The organism is Streptomyces sp. HmicA12 (assembly GCF_000373565.1).
GTDB lineage: Bacteria > Actinomycetota > Actinomycetes > Streptomycetales > Streptomycetaceae > Streptomyces.
Map to the genome: position 1 here is coordinate 100,944 of NZ_KB891810.1, position 18,846 is coordinate 119,789.

Below are 18,846 nucleotides of genomic sequence, written 5' to 3' on the forward strand. Positions count from 1 at the left end.
CCGCACCGGCCGGGCGACCGGAGCTACTTGCCGCCGCCCTCCCACTTCCCGGACAGCGCGACCGCCTTCAACTCGGCCATGGTCAGGGCGGGTTCGGGCCGGGTCGCGTCCTTGTTCTGCGCACCGGAGTTGAACGCGGAGACCACGACCCGCAGCCCGTCAGGGCGCAGCGTGTCGGCGGTCCACATCACGATCCCGGCGCCGCCCTTGTCGTCGCCGTCCCCCTTGCGCGTGGCGACCTTGGTCCCGTCGGGCAGCTCCTCGGCACCGCTCCCGAACAGCTGGCTCTCCACGTCCTTCATCTTCGGCTGCACGTTGATCTGGACGAGGGTGGCGCCCTTGCCGTCGTCGACGACGACGTACGCGTAGCCGGCTTCCTGCCCGCCCTGGTCCTTCACCTTCACCCGGTCGGGCAGCAGCGACTTGAGGTTCTTCAGGATCGACGCCTTGTCCTGGCCCAGCGCGGGCGGGGCGGCGAGCGACTCGGCGGGCGCCGCCCCGATGGCCGCCATGACGGGCCGCCACTCCTTCGACGTAGCGAGTGTCTTCAACTGGCTGGTGCTGAGAGGTGGTTCGGGCCGGGAGACAGGGGCGTCCTTCTCGGCGGGAGCGTTCCACTCGGTCACCGAGACGGTGTACCCCTCGGGCGTGATGAGCACGGCCGACCACATCTTCGTGTCGACGCGCCGGTCCGGGTACTCGTAGCCGCGCATCAGATGCAGCCGCGATCCGTCGGACAGCTTCTCGTTGCGGCACTCGTCGTGGGGGACGAAGTTCTTGTCGGGGCACTCCAGTTGCTGCTTCGCCACCTCGCCGTCCGGGTCGACGGCCCCGAAGCCCACACCGATCGCGGCCTTGCCGTCCCCGTCGTCGTACACGAGACGCGCGTACGGCCCGGGTTCCTGGTCCGTTCCGCGCCCCTCCTGCCCGCTGAACTTCCCCTTGGGCAGCAGCCCTTGAAGAATCCCGATGACCCGCTGCTCGGAGACGGCGGGCCCCGTCCCGTGCGCGCCCTTGGTCTTGTCGGACTTCGCGGACGACGCGCTGGGCCGGGCGGCGACCCCGCTCCCCTGTGCCTCGGCGGCATCGAAGGCCCCGCCCACGTACGACGCCCCGAGCCCCACGACGGCCAGCGCCATCACGCTTCCCCCCACCGCACCGGCCCTCCGGCGCCGCAGCCGCCGCCGCCCGCCGCGCACCCCGGCGTCGACCAGCGCCTCCCCGTCGGTGCCGAACTGCTCCCCGGCACGCCGCAACGCCCCGCCGAGCTCCTCCTCGAACGCGCCGGTGCCACCGTCGCCCCCGCCCACCTGATCCACCATCGCGACCACCCTCCTCGGTCTGCCTGCACGCGTGCCTGTCCGCACGCGTATCTGTCTGCACGCGTATCTGTCTGCACGCGTATCCGTCCGCACGCGTATCCGTCCGCACGCGTATCTGTCCGTACGTCTTCTGTCGGTCAGTGAGCGGCGAACTCGCCGATGCTTCCGCCGAGTTGGTCGCGCAGCCGGGCCAGCGCGCGGCTGCAGCGGGTGCGCACGGCGGCCGAGCTGAGGTGCAGCACGTCCGCCGTCTCCTCGATCGACCGGTCCTCCCAGTAGCGCAGCACCACGACCGCCCGGTCCTTGGGCGGCAGCCGGCGCAGGGCGTCGAGCAGGGTCAGCCGCAGCGACGCGTCACCGCCCCCGCCCGTGCCCCCCGCCGGCTCGGGGAGCTCCTCGGTCGGCCGCTCACCGGTCGACCTGCGCCGCTGGTGCGCGAGAAACGCCCGTACGAGCACGGTCTGCGCATACGCGGCGGGGTTGCCGCCCCGCACCGCGGGACGCCCCCACACGACGTACATCCGCCCCAGGGTCTCCTGCACAAGATCCTCGGCAAGATGGACGTCCCCGCTGGTCAACAGGCACGCGGAGCGGAACAGTTGCCCCGCTCTCGCCTCGGCGAACTCCCGGAACGCCCCTTCAAGCGACCGCCTCATCCGCGCCGCTCCCCCCTTCGTCTCACCTACACCTGATAGATGCGGTGGGCCCCGGGAAATGTTGCACGGCCTCTCAGGCGAAGCGGTCGAGGGCCGCGTCGGCGGCCGCCAGGTGCCGGGCGACCGTGCCGAAGGAGACCAGGCCACTGCCGCCGACGAACTCCGGCTCGGCGGCGGCGAGTTCCTCGCGGGCACGGCGCAGGACGGGCCGGTGCCCCACGTGCGCGGCGGCACGGGCGAGGACGCACCACAGCGCCTCCTGGAGGAGGTCGTGCGGCGGCCGGGGAACCTCGGTCAGGGCCCGGCGCGCCTGCTCGGCGGCGCCCGAGGCGGCCAGCAACAACGGTTCGAGCCAGGGCCGGTAGGGGCCGGCGTCGAGGTGGGCGAAGTCCTCGGGGTCGATCGGGGCGTCGTCCCGCATGACGGGGACCAGCGCCACGAGGGCGGCCGCTCCCCCGGCGAGACCGGGCATTCCGCAGTCGGCGGTCCGCGCCAGGACGTGTGCGTACCGGGGGCGGGCGGCGGGCCAGCCGTCGGTCTCACAGGTCCGCAGGGCCCGGTACCAGGCGGTGAACACTGCGGCGAGCGGCCGTTCGTTGCGGTGCGCGAGCCGGTCGATCTCCTCGGCCTCGGCGTCCGCCGCCGCGAGGTCGCCGAGACCGGCGAGCGCCTGGACGCGGACGATGCGGCCCAGCACCTCGTGACTGGGCAGCTGGTGGTCGGCGGCCAGGCCGGTCAGTTCGGCGCCGAGGGCGTCCCGGCGGGCAGCGGACCCGCAGGCGGCGTACGACTGCATGAAGGCGCCGTTGAGGGCGAACGCCAGGAGCGCGGGGTCGCCCAGGCGCCGGGCGAGCCGGACGGCTTCCTCGGCGGCGCGTTCGGCGCGCAGCCGCCACGGTTCGGTGGACCGGGCGTCGGCCGCCCGGGGAAGCGGCGCGTCGGCGGCGGCATCGCCCCGTGACTCGACCGCCACGACGGACAGCAGCCGGGCGCGCAGCGCGGACGGGCCTTCCGGGCCGAGCCGGGCGGCGGCGCGGGCCGCGGCCCGGGCCAGTTCACCGGCGCCGTCCGGGTCGTCGGCGCGGGTCCACACCGCCGGGACGTCGTAGGAGCCGATGATCCTGGCGGCCAGTTCCGTGTCGCCGGTCGCCTCGGCCGCGGCGACCAGGTCCTGCCGGTGCCGGCGCGCCTCCTCCAGCCCGTCGGGGCCGGTCACCGCGAGATCGCGCAACAGACCGGCGGTGGCGTGCAGCCGGGCCCTGGACCGGGCGGGCACGGAGCGGTCCCACGAGGCCGCCGCCCGCTCCCAGACGCCGTCGATCGTCCCAGCCGGTTCGCTCGCGGAGCCGGTCGCGTCGCCGAGGATGCGGGCCTCGGCGCGGGCCAGCGCGCTCCCGGGGCCGTACCCGGCGCTCGCCGCACGGGCCCTGCGCAGGGTCTCCAGGGCCTCACCGCGCTGCCCGGCACGGTCGAGCGCGGTGGCCAGCAGCACCCAGCCGTCCTCCCTGCCGGGGTGGGCGGCGACATGGGCGCGCAGGTCGGCGACGGCGTCCCGGGCGGCGCCGGTGGCCAGCAGGGCGTCGGCGCGCCGCTCGACCGCGTCGAGCCGGAGCGCCTCGAGGCGGGCCTGTTCGGCGGCGGCCCACGCGGCGCCGGGAAAGTCGGCGAGGACCGGCCCCGCCAGCGGGCGAGCGCCTCGTCCCACAGGGCGACGGCCGCGTGCGGCGGTGCCTCGGCGGCCCGCGCGACGGTGTCCTCGAACCGCCAGGCGTCCACCGCCGCGCGGCCGGCGCGCAGAACGTAGCCGGGGCCGTCGGTGACGAGCAGGCGCGACGGCTGCCGCGCGGGACGTCCTGGTTCCAGGGAGCGGCGCAGCGCCGCCACGAAGGTGCGGACCGCGCCCACCGCGCCCGCCGGCGGCCCGTCCTCCCACAGATCCGCCACGAGCCGGCCGACCGGCACCACCCGCCCCCGGGCGACCAGCAGCCGTCCGAGCACCTCGCGGTGGCGGGGCGCGCCGAGCGGGAGGGGCCGGCCGTCGGCGTCCCAGGCGGCCACCGGCCCCAGCAGTCCGAACTCCACGCCCACGGCAGGGTCCTTTCGCGGGCGGCGCCGTCCCGGGCGTACCGCGTGATCACTCATCGATCGCTGATCCGGGACCCGCAACCTGGGTGACGCCCCGGACGAACCGGGCCTCAGGGCCCGGAACATCCACTGTCCCACGCCCCACAGGAGCCACCGTGACAACTCCCGGCGCCCCCAGCATCCCCACTGTTCCCGGATTCACGGAGCACCGCGTACGCGTCGACGCCGGCGTCACCCTGAACGCCGCCGTCGGCGGCAGCGGCGCTCCGGTCGTGCTGCTGCACGGCTTTCCGCAGACCCACCTGATGTGGCGGCACGTCGCCGCCGACCTCGCCGCCGACCACACCGTCATCTGCCCCGACCTGCGCGGCTACGGCGCCAGCGACAAGCCCGCCGAAACCGGCCCCGAGACCTACTCCAAGCGGACCATGGCCCGCGACGTCGTGCGCCTCGCCGCCGCGCTGGGCCACGACCGGTTCACCCTGGCCGGTCACGACCGTGGCGCCCTGGTCGCCTTCCGCGCCGCGATGGACCACCCGGACACCGTCTCCGGCGCCCTCTTCCTCGACGTCCTGCCCACCCTCGACATGTGGGACGCCCTGCACGGAGTGCGGGCCGCGGTCGGCTTCCACCTGTACCTGATGGCCCAGGCCCCCGGCCTGCCCGAGGAGATGATCCAGGCGTCGGCCGAGACCTTCTTCGCCCACTTCCTCGACGCCTGGACGAAGGACCCGGACGCGATCCCGGCCGACGTCCGCGCCCACTACCTGGCCGCGTCCGCGGCGGCCGTGCCCTCCATCGTCGCCGACTACCGGGCCTCGGCCGGTGCGGACGTGGACCACGACACCGCCGACCGCGACGCGGGCAACCGGCTGTCCATGCCGGTGACGGTCCTCCAGCAGGACTGGGGCGCCGCGCTCGGCTACCACGCCCAGGGCCTGTGGAGCGCCTGGACCGACGATCTGCGCCACCGCACGGTGTCCTGCGGCCACTTCATGGCCGAGGAGGACCCGCGGCTGATCGCCGCGGAGATCCGGGCACTCGCCACGAGAAAACCCCAGGCCGAATAAATCCGACCTGGGGTTCCAAGGTGAGCCGCCTTCGGGATTCGAACCCGAGACCTACGCATTACGAGGGCCTGCAGGATCGTGACAGGTGGTGCCGTGGTTGCACGCCGCGTCCTGTCTTGCCTGGTCAAGGGACTTGTCAGCCTCCGACTCGTGACGTCTCCAGCGTGTGCCGCTGTGTCCGCTCACGCATCGCTCACGCATGGACTCTGCATCGGAACAGACGATCGCGGCTGGTCATCCCATCAATGTGCTGATCACTCATCGTGGTGGTCTGCTCTTCGACGCAGAACCTTGAGTCAGCGCCTGGAGTTCCCGATCTCAGCACACACACTCCGCCGAAATGGGAGCCGCTCATGGCCATGCGCTTCACAGCCCGAACCATCGCAACTCTTTTTACGACAGCAGCACTTGCCGTCTTACCTCCATCAACCGCACACGCCACCGCCATCGGCTCCACTCCCGTCGCCACCTTCGACTACCAAGTCGGAGGCGTCACCATGAAGATCCCGACCGGCTGCGTGTTCACTCACATCATCCGCGGCAGTGGCAAGAAGATCACCTACGAGAACGCCGGCGTCGACTGCGGCTTCGTCGGCGCTCTGAACAGCGGCTTCTGCAACTGGCGCATCGACTTCACCTACGCGGACACCAGCAACAGGACGTACCGCACCTCCCGCGGCAGGACCCACACCGAGTGCAAGATCGACCCGATGCGGAACAACGCCCCGCAGAAACTCCCCCACTACGGCAAGGCGTGCGCTCACCTCTCCGTCAATGGCGTGCGGCGAGTCAGCCAGTGCCACCACATCACCAAGTGAGCCGCACATGACCCCCGAGACCTCGTCCCAGGATCCCGTCCAGGAAGCGAAGCTCCGCCGCGCCGGCATCATTGCCTTCGCCATCGGCACCGCCGCATCGCTCGCGTTCTTCGCCTTCTTCCCTGGCCTCCCCCACGTCATCGACTGGGGTGCCATCCTCGTCTCCCTCGTCGTCGGTGCCCTCACTCGCTGGGCCTGGCAAGCCCGGACCCGAAGGAAGCGCACCAGCGTGGGGTAGCTCGTCACGGCCGCTCCCACCACCGAAGCTGTCACGCGCGCGCGGGCGCTTACCAAGCCAATGCGCATCGAGCCAGACCCGATGTTCAGGTCGCAGCTGCACCGCCACGGGTTGGCCGTGCAGCTGCGCGTAGCACGGATAGTCGTGACGGCTCGGGATCACATCGAGGGTTCCGGAGGCCACGTCCATTGCGGTACGGCCGAGATCGAAGAGCCTGTGGAAGTGAGGCACTCATCGATCTCCTCGTTGCGCTCGACACTTACGAGGCGCCCGACCCTGCCCCGTCTCGCAGACCTGACGCAACGCAGGGCCAGTGCAGTCGTAGCTACCCACTCACTGCCGCTCAGCGCGACTCTGTCCAACCCATTGGACACCTGGCTGCCTGAAGTTTCCCCATGATCTTGGACACTCGATGGTTACGCCGCGAGGCCGTGTTGATGCCGTTGCCTGGTCTCGGCCGCGGGCGAGAAGCCGTCGCCCGTGATGGTCTGGACGCCCCAACAGACCGGCTCCTTCCTCGACTTCGTCGCCGATGACCGGTTGTACGGGATGTGGCACCTGATCGCGTTCCGCGGCCTGCGCCGAGGCGAGGCATGTGGGCAGCCCTGGTCGGAGACGAATCTCGACACCCACTCCCTCACCGTCTCGTCCCAACTCGTCCAGGACGGGTGGGAGATCGAGGCGTCCGATCCGAAGACGGACAGCGGCTATCGCGTGGTCGCACTCGACGACGACACCGTCGACGTCCTGAAGCGGCACCGCGAACGGCAGGACGCGGACCACAAGGAGTGGGGTTCGGCCTGGGTCGACACCGGCCACGTCTTCACGCAGGAAGACGGCTCCTGGCTCCACCCCGGCAAAGTCACCGACCTCTTCGAGCGCCTCGTCGCCGCCTCCAGCCTCCCACCAATCCGGCTGCACGACCTGCGCCACGGTGCCGCCACCCTCATGCTCGCCGCCGACATCGACATCAAGATCGTGTCGGACACGCTCGGGCACAGTGACACCCGGATCACGCGGGACATCTACCAGAGCGTCCTGCCCCAGGTCGGCAGGAGCGCCGCCGAGGCCACGGCCAAGCTGGTCCCCCTCCAACGCAAGGCCGAGGCCGAGAAAGCGGCACGCAAGGCCGCGAAGAAGGAGAAGGCCAAGAAGGCTGCGGCCAAGAACGCCGGCAAGGCAAAGGGCGGCAAGACGAAGGGCAAGACGAAAGCCCAGGCCAAGGCGGGCAAGATAGCCAAGCGCCGGAAGCCCAAGAAGTAGGTCGTCGAGCCGCTCCGCTCACGCATCGCTCACGCAAGCACTTCCACGACATCCGCGTCGTGCGGCTCGTCATGCCTCGGGCATGAAAAAACCCCAGGTCACGGCGAGTGAGTCCTGGGGTTAATCCGAGCCGCCTTCGGGATTCGAACCCGAGACCTACGCATTACGAGTGCGTTGCTCTGGCCATCTGAGCTAAGGCGGCGCCGCCGCGCGCACCGGAGTGCGTCAGCAACGTCGCCAATCCTACACGCTCCTCAGGGGTGCTCCGCCCACCCTTTTTGACCAGGGGCGACCCCGACACACCGGCTCCTAGCAGCGCTTTCCGTCCTTGGGCGGGGTGCCGGTCAGGAGGTAGTCGTCGATCGCGCCGTCGATGCAGGTGCTGCCGCGGCCGTACGCCGTGTGGCCGTCGCCGTCGTAGGTGAGCAGGTGGCCGGAGGAGAGCTGGTCCGCGAGGGACTTCGCCCAGCCGTAGGGGGTGGCCGGGTCGCGGGTGGTGCCGACCACGACGATGGGGGCGGCGCCGTCGGCGGTGATGCGGTGCGGCTCGCCGGTGGCCTCGACCGGCCAGGAGGCGCAGTTCAGGGAGGACCAGGCGAGGCCCGCGCCGAAGACCGGGGACGCCTTCTCGAAGTCGGGCAGGGAGTCCTCGACCTCCCGCGGTGACGTGAAGGACGGGGGCTGGTCGAGGCAGTTCACGGCGGCGTTGGCGAACATCAGGTTGGCGTACGAGCCGTCGGGGTCGCGCTCGTAGTAGCTGTCGGAGAGGGCGAGCAGGCCCGCGCCGTCCTTCTTCTTCAGCGCGGCCGTGAGCGCGTCCCGCAGCTGCGGCCAGGCCGCCTCGTCGTACATCGCCGCGATCACGCCGGTGGTGCCGAGTGCCTCGCCGAGCTTGCGCCCGTCGGGGTCGCCGGTGGCCAGGGGCGTGCGGTCGAGGGCGGCGAAGAAGTCCTTGAGGCGCTGACCGGCCTGGTCCGGGGTGCCGGTGCCGAGCGGGCAGTCCTCGCGGGCCACGCAGTCCTTCGCGAAGGAGGTGAACGCGGTCTCGAAGCCGGCGGTCTGCTGCACGTTCAGCTCGCGGGAGGACAGCGAGGGGTCCATGGCGCCGTCGAGGACGAGCCGGCCCACCCGCTCCGGGTACAGGCCCGCGTACGTCGCGCCGAGGAAGGTGCCGTACGAGGCGCCGACGTAGGTCAGCCTCTTGTCGCCCAGCGCCGCCCGCACGATGTCCATGTCGCGGGCCGCCTCGACGGTGGACACGTGCGGCAGGACCCGCTTCGAGGTCTTGTCGTGCGTCTCGCAGCCGTCCGCGAACTTCTCGAAGGCGGAGGTCAGTTCGGACTTCTCGCGGGCGTCGTCGGGGGTCACGTCGGTCTGCGTGTACGCGTCCATCGCCTTGCTGTCGAGGCAGGTGACGGGCGCGCTGCGGGCTACGCCGCGCGGGTCGACCGCGACCATGTCGTAGCGGGCGCGGACCTCCGTCGGATAGCCGATGCCCGCGTACGACTGGAGGTAGCCGATCGCCGAGCCGCCGGGGCCGCCCGGGTTGACCAGCAGCGAGCCGAGGCGCTTGCCGGGGCCCGTGGCCTTCTTGCGGGAGACGGCGAGGTCGATGTCGCCCGCCTCCGGCTTGTCGTAGTCGAGCGGCGCCTTGAGCGTCGCGCACTCGAATCCGGGGACACCGCACTCGCGCCACTTGGGCGTCTGGTCGTAGTACGGGGACAGTTCGGCCGGCGTGGCACCGGGCAGCGCCGCGAGCGAGGCGTCGGCGGTGCTCGAACTCCCTGGAGAGCAGGCCGCGCTGCCGGTCAGCAGGAGAGTGGCGGCTGCGGCGAGGAGCGCGGCCTTGGTGGAGTGGCGCCTGGAGTACATCACGCGAGCGTAACGCTCCGCAGCGGGCGCATCACTTTATGTCGCCCAGGGGGATCGGTGCCTCCCAGGGTCACGGAGAACTGCGCGACCAGCCACGACGACACCCGCACCCGCCGACGCGGCAGGCCCCGGCGGAGGCGAAGGCGGCCCGAACGGGCTACGGCCTACCCGGCCCGCAACGCCACCGTCATCGCCTCGACCGCGAGCAGCGGTGCGACATTGCGGTCGAGGGCGACCCGGCACGCCCCGATCGACTCGATCCGCCGCAGCGTCGACTCGGGCGAGCTGCCGCGGGCGACGCGCTCCAGCGTGTCCTGGATCTCCACGTTGGCCAGCTCCACTCTCGACCCGAGCTGCAGCGCGAGCACGTCCCGGTACACGCCGGTGAGTTCGGTGAGCGCCAGGTCGAGGCTGTCGCGCTGTGATCTGGTGCGGCGGCGCTTCTGCCGGTCCTCCAGGTCCTTCATCACGCCGGCCGTGCCGCGCGGCATCCGGCCGCCGCTCTGCGCGCCGAGCGCCGCCTTCAGCTCCTCGGTCTCCTTGGTGTCGACCTCTTCGGCGAGCTGCTTGGAGTCCTCGGCCGCCGCGTCCACCAGCTCCTGCGCCGCCTTGAGGCAGCCGCCGATCTCCTCGACGCGCAGCGGGATCTTCAGCACGGCGGCCCTGCGCTCCCGCGCGCGCGGGTCGGTGGCCAGGCGGCGGGCCCGGTCGATGTGGCCCTGGGTGGCACGGGCGGCGGCCGCGGCGACGCCGGGCTCGATGCCGTCGCGTCGTACGAGCATGTCGGCGACGGCGTCGACGGCCGGGGTGGACAGGGTCAGCAGGCGGCAGCGCGAGCGGATGGTCGGCAGCACGTCCTCCACGGAGGGCGCGCACAGCAGCCAGACCGTGCGTGGGGCGGGCTCCTCCACGGCCTTCAGGACGGCGTTCGCCGACTTCTCGTTCAGCCGCTCGGCGTCCTCCACGAGGATCACCTGCCAGCGGCCGCCCGCCGGTGACGTGTACGACTTGCGGACGGTGTCGCGCATGTCCTCGGCGAGGATCTGCGTGCCGACCGCGGCGACGGTCGAGACGTCGGCGTGCGTGCCGAGCAGCGCCGTGTGGCAGCCGTCGCAGAACCCGCAGCCGGGGGCGCCGCCGAGGGCCCTGTCGGGGGACACGCAGTGCAGGGCCGCGGCGAACGCGCGGGCCGCGGTGACCCGGCCCGCGCCGGGCGGACCGGTGAACAGCCAGGCGTGCGTCATCTTCGAGGCGGGCGGCGGCGGGGTGTCGGCGGCGGCCGCCGACACCAGGGCGTCCGCGTCCCGCGCCGCGGCGTCCAGCGTCGCGGCCACGCGCTCCTGACCGACCAGGTCGTCCCATACGGCCATGGGGATACCGCCCTTCCTCAAGCTTCAGCCATTGTGCCGGGCGGCACTGACAACACCGACAACACCGGCGATCCGGGCCCGTACGCCGGGCCCGGCCGCCCGGCTACCGGCGGCGGCCGCCGCCCCGCTCGTCCTCGTCGTCCCGGCTGCCGAGCAGTTCGTCGGCGAGCGAGGGGAGGTCGTCCAGCGGAGTCTCCTCCGCCCAGTCGGAGCGGGGGCGGCGGCGCGGCCTGCCCTCCTCGTCGAGCTGCGGCAGTTCGGCGGTGCGGTCGGCCGAGCCGTCCGACGAAGGGCCGGGGGCGGCGGTCCGCTCGTCGCGGAAGTAGCCCGGCGGAAGCTTGCTCCCGGAGGCGTCCGACACCTGCGGCAGCACCGCGGTCTCGTCCGCGGCCCCGGCGGGCGGCTGCGGCAGCACCGCGGTCTCCTCGGCGTCCGAGGGCGCGGACGGCACGGACGGCACGGACGGCGTGGACGGCACCGACGGCACGGACGGCACGGACGGCAGCACCGCCGTCTCGTCCGCCGCGCCGGCGCGCAGGTCCTCGGGCCGCACCATGGGCGTCGGGACGGTCGTCTCGTTGTCCGGCACGTCGTCCGGCAGCTCGTCCTTGCGGAGATCGGCCTTACGGGCATCGGCCTTGCGGAACTGCATCGTCCGGCCGGACTCCGCCGCGGCCGCGCTCGCCTGGGCCGCGAGCCGTCGCGCCTCCTCGGCGCGCAGCAGCGCCTCCTCGGCCTTGCGCTGCTTCTCCAGGCGCCGCTCCTCGGCCTCGGCCCGGAGCCGCGCCTCCTCCTCGGCCTGCTTGCGGCGGCGCTCGTCCTCGACGGCGCGCGCCTTCTCCTCGGCGAGCAGCCGGACGCGCTCCTCCTCGGCCTTCTTCCGCGCCTCCTCGGCGCGCTGCCGGGCCTCCTCGGCCTGGCGCTCGGCCTCGATGCGCTGCGCCTCCTCCAGCTCGCGGCGCTTGCGCTCCTCCTCCTCGGCGCGCAGCTTGGCGAGCTGTTCCTGCCGCTCGCGCTCGACGCGCTCTTCCTCCGCCTTGCGGGCCGCCTCTTCCTCGGCCTTGCGGCGCGCCTCTTCCTCGGCGGCCTTCCTGGCCTCCTCCTGCGCCTTGATCTCGGCCTCGGAGAGCGGAAGCAGGACGTCGAGACGGTGCCGGATGACGGTGGAGACCGCCTCCGGCTCCTGTCCGGCGTCGACGACCAGGTAGCGGCCCGGGTCTCCGGCGGCGAGCGTCAGGAATCCGGAGCGCACGCGCGCGTGGAACTCCATCGGCTCGGACTCGAGCCGGTCGGGCGCCTCGGTGAACCGCTCGCGGGCGGCCTCCGGGTCGACGTCGAGAAGGACCGTCAGGTGCGGTACGAGACCGGTGGTGGCCCAGCGGTTGATGCGGGCGACCTCGACGGGCGACAGGTCGCGGCCGGCGCCCTGGTAGGCGACGGACGAGTCGATGTACCGGTCGGAGATGACGACGGCGCCGCGCTCCAGGGCGGGACGCACGACGGTGTCGACGTGCTCGGCGCGGTCGGCCGCGTACAGGAGCGCCTCGGCGCGGTGGGACAGACCGGCGCTCGACACGTCCAGCAGGATCGACCGGAGCCGCTTGCCGACCGGGGTCGCGCCCGGCTCGCGCGTGACGACGACCTCGTGGCCCTTGCCGCGGATCCACTCGGCGAGCGCCTCGGCCTGGGTGGACTTGCCGGCGCCGTCGCCACCCTCCAGGGCGATGAAGAAGCCGGTCGTCGAGGGCGCCTGCGCCGGGTCGTGCCCGCCGAGCAGGGCGTCGCGCAGGTCGTGCCGCAGCGGTACGCCGCTGCGGTCGTCGGCCTTGGCGAGGACCAGCGCGGCGACGGGCAGCAGCAGCGCGCCCACCAGCATCAGCGTGAAAGCGGCGCCGCCGTGCGCGAAGACGAACTTGCCGTTCTCCAGGCGGTGCGGGCCGATCAGCGCGGCGATCAGCGGCGCGATCAGGGCGCCGAGCGCGATGGAGACCCGTACGACGGCCTGCAGGTGCTCCGTCGTCCGGGCCCTGCGGTACTCCTCGGCCTCCTGGTCGAGGAGCGTGTGCCCGACATTGGCGGCGACGCCCGCGGTGACACCGGCGATCGTGACGATCAGAACCACGCTCGTCACGTCGGGCACCAGCCCGGCGGCGAGCAGCGCGATGCCGGTGAGCGCGATGGCCAGCGCGAGCAGGCGGCGGCGCGAGAGGGACGGCAGCACGGACGGCGCGGCCTTGATCCCGACCGCGGTGCCGCCGGTGAGGCCGAGCACGAGCAGCCCGAACGTGACCGGGCCGCCGTCCAGGTCCTTGGCCTGCAGCACGGACACGGCGACGGCGGCCGAGACGGCCCCCGCGACGGCGGCGCAGGCGAGGACGAGCAGCGGGATGGCTCCGGTACGGCCCTTGTCGACACCGCTGCCGGTCTTCGGCCGACGCAGCCCCTCCAGCGGCGACCGCGCGCGCGGCGTCTGCGTGCCGGGCAGTTCGAGGAAGAAGACGACGGACAGGGAGGCCGCGAACAGCCCGGCGCCCACGTACGACGACAGCGCCGCCTGGTGCAGCGCGAACCAGTCCACGCCCGCACCGATCAGGTTCTGTACGAGGCTGACGACCACGAGGGCCGCGGCCGCCAGCGGCACGGCGACGAAGGTCGTGCGCAGCGAGAGGCGCCGCAGCGCGTCCATGTGGTCCGGCAGCGGCCGCACGGCCGCGCCCTCCAGCGGCGGCGCGGGCAGCAGCGCGGGCGCCGCGCTCTCCTTGGCGACCGTCCAGAACCGCTCGGCGACCCCGGCCACGAAGGCGGTGACGAGGATCATCGCGAGGGCGTTGTCCGGCGTCCAGTCGATCCACAGCGGGGCGACGATCAGCAGCGCGGCGCGCAGACCGTCGGCGCCGAGCATGGTCCAGCGCCGGTCGAGCGGGCCGCCGGGGGTGGTCAGTGACGTGAGCGGCCCGAGCAGCACCGCCCCGAACAGCAGCGTGGACAGGACCCGCGCCCCGAAGACAGCGGTGACGGCGAGCGCCACGCCCCGGTACCCGGCACCGAACGACCCCTCGGAAATGGCCGCCTGGAGCGCGAGCACCACGAGCACAAGCAGCCCGAGTACATCACCGACCCCGCCGACGAGCTGCGCGGACCACAGTCGCTTCAACTGAGGTACGCGCAGGAGAGCGCGCACCGCACGCTCTCGGGAGTCCGCTACCAGGGCGTCGTCTGGGGCCGTGTGGGGGGCCGTTGGCTGCTCGGCACGGGTCATTCGTCCAGCCTATCGGGCGACACCGACACCACGAGGGGCCGCCCGAACAAACAACCGCCCCCGGGGAGTGATCCCCGGGGGCGTCCGTCCGGATAAGTCCGACCGTCACATGTCCGGCCGGTGCCGCTCGGTCGTGTCCGCAGAGTCCCTACTCGGCCGGAGCGGCCTTCTTGGCGGGGGCCTTCTTGGCCGCGGCGGTCGTCGTCTTCTTGGCGGTGGTCTTCTTCGCCGCCGTCTTCTTCGCCGTGGTCGTCTTCTTGGCCGCCGTCTTCTTGGCGGGTGCCTTCTTCGCGGCCTTCTTGGCGGTCTTCTTCGCCGGACCCTTGGCCCGCTTCTCCGCCAGCAGCTCGTAGCCGCGCTCCGGCGTGATGTCCTCGACGGAGTCCGACGCCCGCAGCGTGGCGTTCGTCTCGCCGTCGGTGACGTACGCCCCGAAGCGCCCGTCCTTCACGACGACCGGCTTCTCGCTGACCGGGTCGGTGCCCAGCTCCTTCAGCGGCGGCTTGGCGGCCGCGCGCCCGCGCTGCTTGGGCTGGGAGTAGATCTCCAGGGCCTCTTCGAGGGTGATCGTGAAGAGCTGCTCCTCGGCCGTCAGCGACCGGGAGTCCGTGCCCTTCTTCAGGTACGGCCCGTAGCGCCCGTTCTGCGCGGTGATCTCGACGCCCTCGGCGTCGGCGCCCACCACGCGCGGGAGCGACATCAGCTTCAGGGCGTCGTCCAGGGTCACCGTGTCCAATGTCATGGACTTGAAGAGCGAGGCGGTGCGCGGCTTGACCGCGTTCTTGCCGGTCTTCGGGGTGCCCTCGGGGAGCACCTCGGTGACGTAGGGCCCGTAACGGCCGTCCTTGGCGATGATCTGGTTCCCGGAGTGCGGGTCGGTGCCCAGCTCGAAGTCGCCGCTCGGCTTGGCGAGCAGTTCCTCGGCGTACTCGACCGAGAGCTCGTCGGGGGCGAGGTCCTCGGGGACGTCCGCGCGCTGGTGGTTCTCGGAGTCGCGCTCACCGCGCTCGACGTAGGGGCCGTAGCGCCCGACGCGCAGCACGATGTCGCTGCCGACCGGGAAGGACGAGACCTCGCGGGCGTCGATCGCGCCCAGGTCGGTCACGAGTTCCTTGAGGCCGCCGAGGTGGTCGCCGTCCCCGTTGCCCGCGTCGGCCGCGCCGCCGGAGGCCGGGGTGCCGTCGCTCTCACCGAAGTAGAAGCGCTTCAGCCACGGCACGGCCTGGGCCTCACCGCGCGCGATGCGGTCGAGGTCGTCCTCCATCTTGGCGGTGAAGTCGTAGTCGACGAGCCGGCCGAAGTGCTTCTCCAGCAGGTTGACGACGGCGAACGACAAGAAGGAGGGCACGAGAGCCGTCCCCTTCTTGAAGACGTACCCGCGGTCGAGGATCGTGCCGATGATCGACGCGTACGTCGACGGGCGGCCGATCTCGCGCTCTTCCAGCTCCTTGACCAGCGAGGCCTCGGTGTAACGGGCCGGGGGCTTGGTCGCGTGGCCGTCGACCGTGATCTCCTCGGCCGACAGCGCGTCACCCTCGGTGACCTGCGGCAGCCGGCGCTCGCGGTCGTCCAGCTCCGCGTTCGGGTCGTCGGCGCCCTCGACGTAGGCCTTCAGGAATCCGTGGAACGTGATCGTCTTGCCGGACGCGCTGAACTCGGCGTCCCGGCCGTCGCTCGACCTACCGGCGATCTTGACGGTGACGCTGTTGCCGACCGCGTCCTTCATCTGAGAGGCGACGGTCCGCTTCCAGATCAGCTCGTAGAGGCGGAACTGGTCGCCGCTCAGGCCGGTCTCGGCGGGCGTGCGGAAGCGGTCGCCCGAGGGACGGATCGCCTCGTGCGCCTCCTGCGCGTTCTTCACCTTGCCCGCGTACGTACGCGGCTTGTCCGGCAGGTAGTCCGACCCGTACAACTGCGTGACCTGGGCCCGGGCGGCGGAGACCGCCGTGTCCGACAGGGTCGTGGAGTCCGTACGCATATAGGTGATGAAGCCGTTCTCGTACAGCTTCTGGGCCACCTGCATGGTCGCCTTGGCGCCGAAGCCCAGCTTGCGCGAGGCCTCCTGCTGCATCGTCGTCGTACGGAAGGGCGCGTACGGCGAACGGCGGTACGGCTTCGACTCGACGGAGCGCACGGCGAACGACGTGTCCTGGAGGGCGGCGGCGAGCGCTCGCGCGTTCGCCTCGTCCAGGTGCAGCGTGTTCGCCGAGTTGCCGCCCTTGATCTGGCCGAGCGAGTCGAAGTCGCGGCCCTGCGCGATGCGCTTGCCGTCGACCGCGGACAGGCGGGCGACCAGGGAGGACGGGTCGGAGGGATCACCAGCGCGGCCCGTCGCGAACGTGCCCGTCAGGTCCCAGTACTCGGCGGAGCGGAAGGCGATGCGCTCGCGCTCCCGCTCGACGACGAGGCGGGTGGCCACCGACTGGACGCGGCCCGCCGACAGGCGCGGCATGACCTTCTTCCACAGGACCGGCGAGACCTCGTAGCCGTAGAGACGGTCGAGGATGCGGCGGGTCTCCTGGGCGTCGACCATGCGCGTGTTCAGCTCGCGCGGGTTGGCGACGGCGGCGCGGATCGCGTCCTTGGTGATCTCGTGGAAGACCATCCGGTGGACGGGAACCTTGGGCTTCAGGACCTCCAGGAGGTGCCACGCGATGGCCTCGCCCTCGCGGTCCTCATCGGTGGCGAGGAAGAGCTCGTCGGAATCCTTCAGGAGGTCCTTGAGCTTCTTGACCTGCGCCTTCTTGTCGCTGTTGACGACATAGATGGGCTGGAAGTCGTGCTCGACGTCGACGCCGAGCCGGCGCACCTCGCCGGTGTACTTCTCGGGGACCTCGGCCGCGCCGTTGGGGAGGTCGCGGATGTGCCCGACGCTCGCTTCGACGACGTACCCAGGGCCGAGATAGCCCTTGATCGTCTTCGCCTTGGCGGGCGACTCGACGATGACGAGTCGGCGGCCGCCCTGTGCGGTCTCGCTGGTCGGGGACAACTTCGCTCTTCTCTCCGGTCGACGGTCAGGAGCCGTTCTGATGGCTTGCTCCCGGCGGGATGGTGCCGTTGGCACGGCACTGCTGCGGAGTGTGACGGTACCTCCCGCCGGTGTGTCAAACGGGAAAAGCACGCAGCAGCCACTCGGAACGGTAACCCGACTCCTCGTGATCCTGCCCCCGGACCGGGGAGCGGACGCCTCGACTCCGGGTACCCACGCCTTCACTGTGTGTGCCATGTTCCTGTCCCGGGAGTCCCGCGAACGTCCCGGTCCCGCCGCGATCGGAGGGCTCCTGGCCGCCCTCACTCCCCGTACTTACCCGCTCCTGACAAGATGGACGGACGGCTGGGGGAGCCCTTGGGAGCCTCCGGCTCCGTCCCCGACACGTCCCGACCGCTGGAGCGTCCCGATGTCCGACAGCAACCCCTACGGCCCGCCCCCGCAGGACAAGCCGGGCCAGAACCCCTACGGCCAGCCCCCGCAGACCCCGCCGGGCCAGCCCGCGTACGGCTACCCGCAGCAGGACGCGCCCCAGCCCGGCTACGGCTACCCCCAGCAGGGCGCACAGCCCGGATACGGGTACCCGGGCGGCGGCCAGCCCGGCGCCGGCTACCCGCCTCCGCAGCAGCCCGGCATGGCCATGGGCTACGACCCGAACGCGCCCTACGGCTACGACCCGTACGGCCGCCCGTACTCGGACAAGTCGAAGATCGTCGCGGGGGTGCTCCAGCTGTTCCTGGGCGGCTTCGGCGTCGGCCGCTTCTACATCGGCAACGTCGGCATCGGCCTCGCCCAGCTCTTCACCTGCGGCGGCCTCGGCATCTGGGCCCTGATCGACGGCATCATCCTGCTGACCAGCAGCAACACCACGGACTCGAACGGCCGTGTCCTTCGCGGCTGACGGCCTGAACCGGGCCCGCGCACTGTGGCGGCACCCGGCGGCGGCACCCGCGGGGGTGCTCGCCGCGGGGGCCGTCGGCGCGCTCTATCTGTACGGCACCGACCCGCACGAGCCGGGGCACTGGCTGCCCCGCTGCCCGTTCCAGTGGGCCACCGGACTGCTGTGCCCGGCGTGCGGCGGCACCCGCATGGTCTACGACTTGATGCACGGCCAGTTCACCGCGGCCTGGCACGACAACCGGGTCCTGCTGCTCGCGGCCCCGTTCGCCCTTGCCCTGCTGGGGCGTTGGGCCTACGAGGGGCTGCGCGGGCGCCGCTGGCGGCCACGCGTATCCGCTCGCGGCCAGGCCGCGATCCTGGTCGTAGCGCTCCTCTGGACCGTGCTGCGCAACGTGTCCTGACGCCGCGTCACAGAAGGCCGCTGCGGCCTCACGCGCACCGGACAACACTCAGGTCACAAACCCGCCACGAATCCCCTGGACTTGGTCAAGCACGGCCCAAGTGCCTCTAAATTTAAGCGTTCCGAGGCATTCGCACCGTCCCCACGCGTCGCATCCGCCTCACTCACCATCCGCTCTGGAGCACGGTCCGCCCGTGCCTCTTGTGTTGTCCCCGAGGAGCATCGCGCATGTCCTACGCCGCTCAGCCCGGCCAGCCCGGCCAGCCCGACCCCAACGCCCCCTACGGCTACGACCCGCAGGGCCGCCCGTACTCCGACAAGTCCAAGATCGTCGCGGGCGTGCTCCAGCTCTTCCTGGGCGGCCTGGGCATCGGCCGCTTCTACGTCGGCAGCGTCGGCGTCGGCGTCGCTCAGCTGCTCACTTGCGGTGGCCTCGGCATCTGGGCCCTGGTCGACGCGATCCTGTTCTTCACGAGCAACGACCGCACCGACAAGGAAGGCCGCGTGCTGCGCGGCTGACGCCCACACACATGACGAAGCCCGCCCCACAGTTGTGGGGCGGGCTTCGTCGTACGTACGCGATCGAACACTCACGTACGCGATC

13 protein-coding genes, 1 tRNA gene and 2 pseudogenes are annotated in these 18,846 nt (G+C 72.0%); 7 read left to right on the forward strand and 9 right to left on the reverse strand.

Going from position 1 to position 18,846, the window contains the following annotated elements; all coding sequences use genetic code 11:
- Positions 1–23: 23 nt before the first annotated feature.
- The 4 genes and pseudogenes from B072_RS0121130 to B072_RS49240 form a co-directional block, all read right to left on the reverse strand.
- Complete coding sequence (locus B072_RS0121130; RefSeq protein WP_018531970.1) at positions 24–1,322, reverse strand: hypothetical protein; 1,299 nt, start codon at positions 1,320–1,322, stop codon at positions 24–26.
- Between the two features lie 137 nt (positions 1,323–1,459).
- On the reverse strand, positions 1,460–1,978 hold the full coding sequence (locus tag B072_RS0121135) for a SigE family RNA polymerase sigma factor (RefSeq protein ID WP_026246105.1): 519 nt from the start codon (positions 1,976–1,978) through the stop codon (positions 1,460–1,462).
- A 73-nt stretch (positions 1,979–2,051) separates the two neighbouring features.
- Positions 2,052–3,683 carry a BTAD domain-containing putative transcriptional regulator gene (locus B072_RS43630; RefSeq protein ID WP_234018893.1) on the reverse strand — a complete coding sequence of 544 codons (1,632 nt, stop codon included), beginning with the start codon at positions 3,681–3,683 and terminating at the stop codon, positions 2,052–2,054.
- A 149-nt stretch (positions 3,684–3,832) separates the two neighbouring features.
- A pseudogene (locus B072_RS49240) lies at positions 3,833–4,189 on the reverse strand (AfsR/SARP family transcriptional regulator); the annotation flags it as partial.
- 29 nt (positions 4,190–4,218) lie between these two features.
- On the opposite strand from B072_RS49240, the gene B072_RS0121145 reads away from it, so the two are divergent.
- From B072_RS0121145 to B072_RS43635, 4 genes and pseudogenes are all read left to right on the forward strand, one after another.
- Positions 4,219–5,133 carry an alpha/beta fold hydrolase gene (locus B072_RS0121145; RefSeq protein ID WP_018531973.1) on the forward strand — a complete coding sequence of 305 codons (915 nt, stop codon included), beginning with the start codon at positions 4,219–4,221 and terminating at the stop codon, positions 5,131–5,133.
- Between the two features lie 497 nt (positions 5,134–5,630).
- Positions 5,631–5,951: a hypothetical protein gene (locus B072_RS0121150; RefSeq protein ID WP_018531974.1), complete on the forward strand. Its 321-nt coding sequence runs from the start codon at positions 5,631–5,633 to the stop codon at positions 5,949–5,951.
- A gap of 7 nt (positions 5,952–5,958) precedes the next feature.
- Positions 5,959–6,189: a hypothetical protein gene (locus B072_RS0121155; protein WP_018531975.1), complete on the forward strand. Its 231-nt coding sequence runs from the start codon at positions 5,959–5,961 to the stop codon at positions 6,187–6,189.
- Positions 6,190–6,651: 462 nt separating this feature from the next.
- A pseudogene (locus B072_RS43635) lies at positions 6,652–7,452 on the forward strand (site-specific integrase); the annotation flags it as partial.
- 128 nt (positions 7,453–7,580) lie between these two features.
- Here B072_RS43635 and B072_RS0121165 read toward each other — a convergent pair.
- The 5 genes from B072_RS0121165 to topA all read right to left on the reverse strand — a co-directional run bounded on the left by B072_RS0121165 (position 7,581) and on the right by topA (position 16,942).
- A tRNA-Thr gene (locus B072_RS0121165) sits at positions 7,581–7,654 on the reverse strand.
- A 107-nt stretch (positions 7,655–7,761) separates the two neighbouring features.
- Positions 7,762–9,324, reverse strand: coding sequence for an alpha/beta hydrolase (locus tag B072_RS0121170; protein WP_018531977.1), 1,563 nt, complete (start codon positions 9,322–9,324; stop codon positions 7,762–7,764).
- 164 nt (positions 9,325–9,488) lie between these two features.
- Positions 9,489–10,694 carry a DNA polymerase III subunit delta' gene (locus B072_RS0121175; RefSeq protein ID WP_018531978.1) on the reverse strand — a complete coding sequence of 402 codons (1,206 nt, stop codon included), beginning with the start codon at positions 10,692–10,694 and terminating at the stop codon, positions 9,489–9,491.
- A 103-nt stretch (positions 10,695–10,797) separates the two neighbouring features.
- Positions 10,798–13,953, reverse strand: coding sequence for a dTMP kinase (gene tmk, locus B072_RS0121180; protein WP_026246107.1), 3,156 nt, complete (start codon positions 13,951–13,953; stop codon positions 10,798–10,800).
- A gap of 148 nt (positions 13,954–14,101) precedes the next feature.
- On the reverse strand, positions 14,102–16,942 hold the full coding sequence (gene topA / locus B072_RS0121185; RefSeq protein WP_018531980.1) for a type I DNA topoisomerase: 2,841 nt from the start codon (positions 16,940–16,942) through the stop codon (positions 14,102–14,104).
- Between the two features lie 409 nt (positions 16,943–17,351).
- Here topA and B072_RS0121190 point away from each other — a divergent pair, with 409 nt between their 5' ends.
- From B072_RS0121190 to B072_RS0121200, 3 genes are all read left to right on the forward strand, one after another.
- Positions 17,352–17,843 (forward strand): TM2 domain-containing protein, encoded by a 492-nt coding sequence (locus B072_RS0121190; protein WP_018531981.1) that lies wholly within the window; start codon positions 17,352–17,354, stop codon positions 17,841–17,843.
- On the forward strand, positions 17,827–18,243 hold the full coding sequence (locus B072_RS0121195; protein WP_018531982.1) for a DUF2752 domain-containing protein: 417 nt from the start codon (positions 17,827–17,829) through the stop codon (positions 18,241–18,243). Before B072_RS0121190 ends, B072_RS0121195 begins: the two co-directional genes overlap by 17 nt.
- Before the next feature lie 227 nt (positions 18,244–18,470).
- Entirely contained in the window at positions 18,471–18,761 is a 291-nt protein-coding gene (locus B072_RS0121200; protein ID WP_018531983.1) for a TM2 domain-containing protein, read from the forward strand.
- Positions 18,762–18,846 lie beyond the last annotated feature (85 nt).

What these genes read in the sequence shown, in the direction of transcription:
- B072_RS0121130 (WP_018531970.1), bottom strand. Translation starts at nt 1,322, where the DNA reads ATGGTGGATCAGGTGGGCGGGGGCGACGGTGGCACCGGCGCGTTCGAG.
- B072_RS0121135 (WP_026246105.1), bottom strand. Translation starts at nt 1,978, where the DNA reads ATGAGGCGGTCGCTTGAAGGGGCGTTCCGGGAGTTCGCCGAGGCGAGA.
- B072_RS0121150 (WP_018531974.1), top strand. Translation starts at nt 5,631, where the DNA reads ATGAAGATCCCGACCGGCTGCGTGTTCACTCACATCATCCGCGGCAGT.
- B072_RS0121155 (WP_018531975.1), top strand. Translation starts at nt 5,959, where the DNA reads ATGACCCCCGAGACCTCGTCCCAGGATCCCGTCCAGGAAGCGAAGCTC.
- B072_RS0121170 (WP_018531977.1), bottom strand. Translation starts at nt 9,324, where the DNA reads ATGTACTCCAGGCGCCACTCCACCAAGGCCGCGCTCCTCGCCGCAGCC.
- B072_RS0121175 (WP_018531978.1), bottom strand. Translation starts at nt 10,694, where the DNA reads ATGGCCGTATGGGACGACCTGGTCGGTCAGGAGCGCGTGGCCGCGACG.
- tmk (WP_026246107.1), bottom strand. Translation starts at nt 13,953, where the DNA reads ATGACCCGTGCCGAGCAGCCAACGGCCCCCCACACGGCCCCAGACGAC.
- B072_RS0121190 (WP_018531981.1), top strand. Translation starts at nt 17,352, where the DNA reads ATGTCCGACAGCAACCCCTACGGCCCGCCCCCGCAGGACAAGCCGGGC.
- B072_RS0121200 (WP_018531983.1), top strand. Translation starts at nt 18,471, where the DNA reads ATGTCCTACGCCGCTCAGCCCGGCCAGCCCGGCCAGCCCGACCCCAAC.